The sequence below is a fragment of the Okeania sp. genome (genome assembly GCF_983059655.1).
This window is the reverse complement of record NZ_CEZPJD010000855.1, coordinates 1-3,290: the sequence shown is the minus strand read 5'-3', so window position 1 is coordinate 3,290 and position 3,290 is coordinate 1. Positions and strand designations below refer to the sequence as shown.

General features: G+C 35.4%; 5 protein-coding genes and 1 pseudogene. 1 reads left to right on the top strand and 5 read right to left on the bottom strand.

The genetic code is table 11. The features are described 5' to 3' along the window. The first annotated feature begins 524 nt into the window (after nucleotides 1-524). On the top strand, nucleotides 525-1,511 hold the full coding sequence (locus AC3DU7_RS29350; RefSeq protein ID WP_488042779.1) for a heme o synthase: 987 nt from the start codon (nucleotides 525-527) through the stop codon (nucleotides 1,509-1,511). A 172-nt stretch (nucleotides 1,512-1,683) separates the two neighbouring features. Here AC3DU7_RS29350 and AC3DU7_RS29345 read toward each other — a convergent pair. The 5 genes and pseudogenes from AC3DU7_RS29345 to AC3DU7_RS29325 form a co-directional block, all read right to left on the bottom strand. Beyond that, nucleotides 1,684-1,908, bottom strand: a pseudogene (locus tag AC3DU7_RS29345) (DUF5615 family PIN-like protein); the annotation flags it as partial. 105 nt (nucleotides 1,909-2,013) lie between these two features. Continuing rightward, nucleotides 2,014-2,157: a DUF5615 family PIN-like protein gene (locus AC3DU7_RS29340; RefSeq protein WP_488042778.1), complete on the bottom strand. Its 144-nt coding sequence runs from the start codon at nucleotides 2,155-2,157 to the stop codon at nucleotides 2,014-2,016. Further along, nucleotides 2,154-2,378: a DUF433 domain-containing protein gene (locus AC3DU7_RS29335; protein ID WP_202223588.1), complete on the bottom strand. Its 225-nt coding sequence runs from the start codon at nucleotides 2,376-2,378 to the stop codon at nucleotides 2,154-2,156. The genes AC3DU7_RS29340 and AC3DU7_RS29335 overlap by 4 nt, the downstream gene beginning before the upstream one ends. Before the next feature lie 173 nt (nucleotides 2,379-2,551). Next, the gene (locus AC3DU7_RS29330; RefSeq protein WP_488039847.1) at nucleotides 2,552-2,803 is read right to left on the bottom strand and encodes a type II toxin-antitoxin system RelN family antitoxin; all 252 of its coding nucleotides are present in this window, start codon (nucleotides 2,801-2,803) and stop codon (nucleotides 2,552-2,554) included. Between the two features lie 161 nt (nucleotides 2,804-2,964). Next, nucleotides 2,965-3,290, bottom strand: a 326-nt coding sequence (locus AC3DU7_RS29325; protein ID WP_488042777.1) for a nuclear transport factor 2 family protein, incomplete at its 5' end; no start/stop codon positions are given.

Below are 3,290 nucleotides of genomic sequence, written 5' to 3'. Positions count from 1 at the left end.
ATAGATACAGTAATATACCCCTCTTTTGTGAGTTATTAGATTAGAAAGGTTAGTTATCTCAAGAGGGTTCGACAGTTTGTAGTAGGGCTTTAGCTCTATCTATACCTATTGCTCAAACTTTACTAATTACAGCACTGTCAGCTATCGGTGAGTTCATTAATTGATAATTGATAATTGATAATTGATAATTACCTCTGGTTAAAATCGAGAGGATTGAATATTAAGGAGATATTATTTCTTTCCTTAACCTTAAAAGGGGAGGCTTTAAACCAGAATTATTTAATTATTAATTATTCGGTAAAGAACTAGCGGGCAAGATGCCCGCACTACAAGAATTTTACCATTTATCCCTTGTAGATCGTTTGCCCGAAATATGCTGTATAACTATTCAATCGGACTAAATTTTTCAAACTGGCTAACATCAAAAATTAACTGGCACAACCTATCCGTTTTTATTTGCCGATAAACTTCAGACTGCGGAAATAATAACCAGTTTCAACAGAAAATTAACAAACTAAGAATCTATGCAAGAAGTTATTTCTCATCGTCTTCCACGACGCCATGATAATATTTTACAAGTAGCTAAAAGCTATTATCAACTAACAAAACCTAGAATTATTCTACTGCTACTGATTACAACTGCAGCCGGAATGTGGTTGGGAGCAAAAGGAGAAGTTTCTCCCCTTCTATTATTCGTGACATTAATAGGTGGTGCATTAGCTTCTGGTGCAGCTAACACTATCAACTGTATCTATGACAGCGATATTGACTATATTATGGAGCGCACTCGCTGGCGTCCCATTCCCTCCGGTAGAGTCAAACCCCGCGATGCTCTAATTTTTGCATTTGCTTTGGCGGCTACATCCTTTACTTTGCTCACAGTATTTGCTAATTTACTAGCAGCACTACTAGCAATGTCTGGAATAGTTTTCTACGTTGGTATTTACACCCACTGGCTAAAACGTCATAGCGTACAAAATATTGTAATTGGCGGTGCTGCGGGTGCTATTCCTCCATTAGTAGGTTGGGCTGCTGTTACAGGTGAATTGAGTTGGGCAGCTTGGTTACTTTTTGCAATTATAGTTATTTGGACTCCCCCTCATTTTTGGGCTTTGGCAATCTATATTCGCGATGAATATAAGGAAGTGGGTGTGCCAATGTTACCTGTAATTGAAGGAAATGAGGAAACGGCTAAACAGATTTGGGTTTATAGTCTGATTTTGATTCCGATGACGTTGTTGTTGGTTTATCCATTGCACGCGAGTGGAGCAGTTTATGCAGTATTAGCAACTTTGCTCGGTGGAGTCTTTCTTAAGAAAGCTTGGCTATTATTAAAAGAGCCTTCTAATAGAGATGTGGCGCGATCGCTGTTTAAGTATTCCATCTACTACATGATGTTGTTGTGTTTAGTAATGGTGATTGACAGTTTACCTTTTACTCGCGGAATTACTACTGCTGTAGCGGATAATTTTCATACTTTGATTAGTAGTGCGATGGCAATTGTATCCTAGTTTGAATTAAACAATAAAATCTGGTTTGAGGTAGGCATTTTGCCTGCCTTTTTGTTTGACAATTTGTAGTTTGACAAATGACAAGCATTATGGTAAATGGAAAATTAATGTAGATGGAGTGATATTTATAAGTAAAATCTTTTCACAGTAAGGGATAAAAATGCAAAAATCACTACTTATACACTGCTACTAAAACTGAATTACTGGCATCTTGACTCAAAGCTACGATATCATCATATCGAGAACGTAAAAGTATCTCAATTTGAGGTGTTGTACAATTTCCCACCCTTATCCAGATTAACTTAGGTGGAAAACCAAGCAAAATTACCAAATCATAAAAATCAGCATCTTTAGTGACAATAATATATTGATTATCACGAGCATATTGCCAAACATCTCGATCGCTATAGCAATCCTATTTTATTCGTGTCAAAAATCTTACTGCTTTTTAGGGAACAGGGAACAGGGAATAGGGAACAGGTAAGAGTTTCAGTTTTTTTATCTACTTTTTGATTTGTCGCAACCTATTTAGGATTGCTATAGCTTGATCTAATCCTAAAAAATAAAGATGACTAGAGTGTGGATAAATATCAGCTAAACGCGAAACTAAACCAGGCGATAAATTATGGTCGAATAAAAGTTTCATTTGGGTACTATTAAAGTTTGTTGTTCCCGTTCAGCAGCATAGCGAAGACAAGCTAAAATATCCTGTTTTGTTAAATAGGGAAAATCTTCTAATAATTCTTCATAAGTCATCCCCCCAGCTAGATAAGAAAGTACATCGTAGACAGTTATTCTCATGCCTCGAATACAAGGTTTTCCACTACGTTTTCCTGGCTCGATAGTAATAATATTTTGTTCTGACATATTTAGTTGATAAATTTAGTTGATTAGATTATTATTGTAATTCTTAATTATTTAATATTAGGGAGTATTATTCGGAATCTAAATACCTGGACAGAATTAATTGTGCATTTTTGATTACTGTGTCATAGAGCTATCAAAGAATCAACAATCAATTTATATACAAATAATTTTGTCTACTTACTTATTCCCTCCCACATTTCAGAAAGGGGAATGCGTTGTCCAGATTTTGCTTCTTGCAATGCTCTCCTAAGACTAGCTTTTATTTCTTCAACTGGAGTATCATCTGGATCGGGTTCAATTTCTTCTGTTACTTCGGGAAAGAGTAGGATAACTCGTACTTTTCCTGAAATTGAATTTTCAATGGGGTGATCGAGGAATAATTGCCCTTTTTCATCGAGAGTTCCTGTTACTTCAATGGCTTTCATGTGTGTTATTTTTATAGTAGTTTAGGTGAATTACATTACAGTTTATCAGTAAAAATAGAGTCAGTATTTATCTACCAATTTTCATCATAAATTATAGTTAGTTTCCCACTATGGAATTACTACTGCTGCTCTTGCTATAGTGGATAATTTGCCAACCTTTTTCAGGAGCGATCGCTACTATAAGCTTCTGACAGTGCGGCAGTATCTTCAAACATTTTATAAGAAGTTATTAGCCCGTTTTTGGTAGTACAAACTAGGGCATATTCACACTTAAAAATTCGCTCTGTTTTTTTAACTAGATGCTGCATATAACCGTGGGCAAAAATATAATTATCTACAGCCACTAATTTATAAATTTCAAAAGCTTCAGTATTAAAAAGTTCGCCGAGAATTGAAAGAAATTCAACAACGCCTTTTTTGCCAATAAATTTGCCATAAATAGGAACAGTATTTGGTCCTTGTGCTTCAAAAACCACGTCTTCAGCAA

Excerpts from the sequence above, each read along its gene's own strand:
- AC3DU7_RS29350 (WP_488042779.1), top strand. The coding sequence starts at position 525 with ATGCAAGAAGTTATTTCTCATCGTCTTCCACGACGCCATGATAATATT.
- AC3DU7_RS29335 (WP_202223588.1), bottom strand. The coding sequence starts at position 2,378 with ATGTCAGAACAAAATATTATTACTATCGAGCCAGGAAAACGTAGTGGA.
- AC3DU7_RS29340 (WP_488042778.1), bottom strand. The coding sequence starts at position 2,157 with ATGAAACTTTTATTCGACCATAATTTATCGCCTGGTTTAGTTTCGCGT.
- AC3DU7_RS29330 (WP_488039847.1), bottom strand. The coding sequence starts at position 2,803 with ATGAAAGCCATTGAAGTAACAGGAACTCTCGATGAAAAAGGGCAATTA.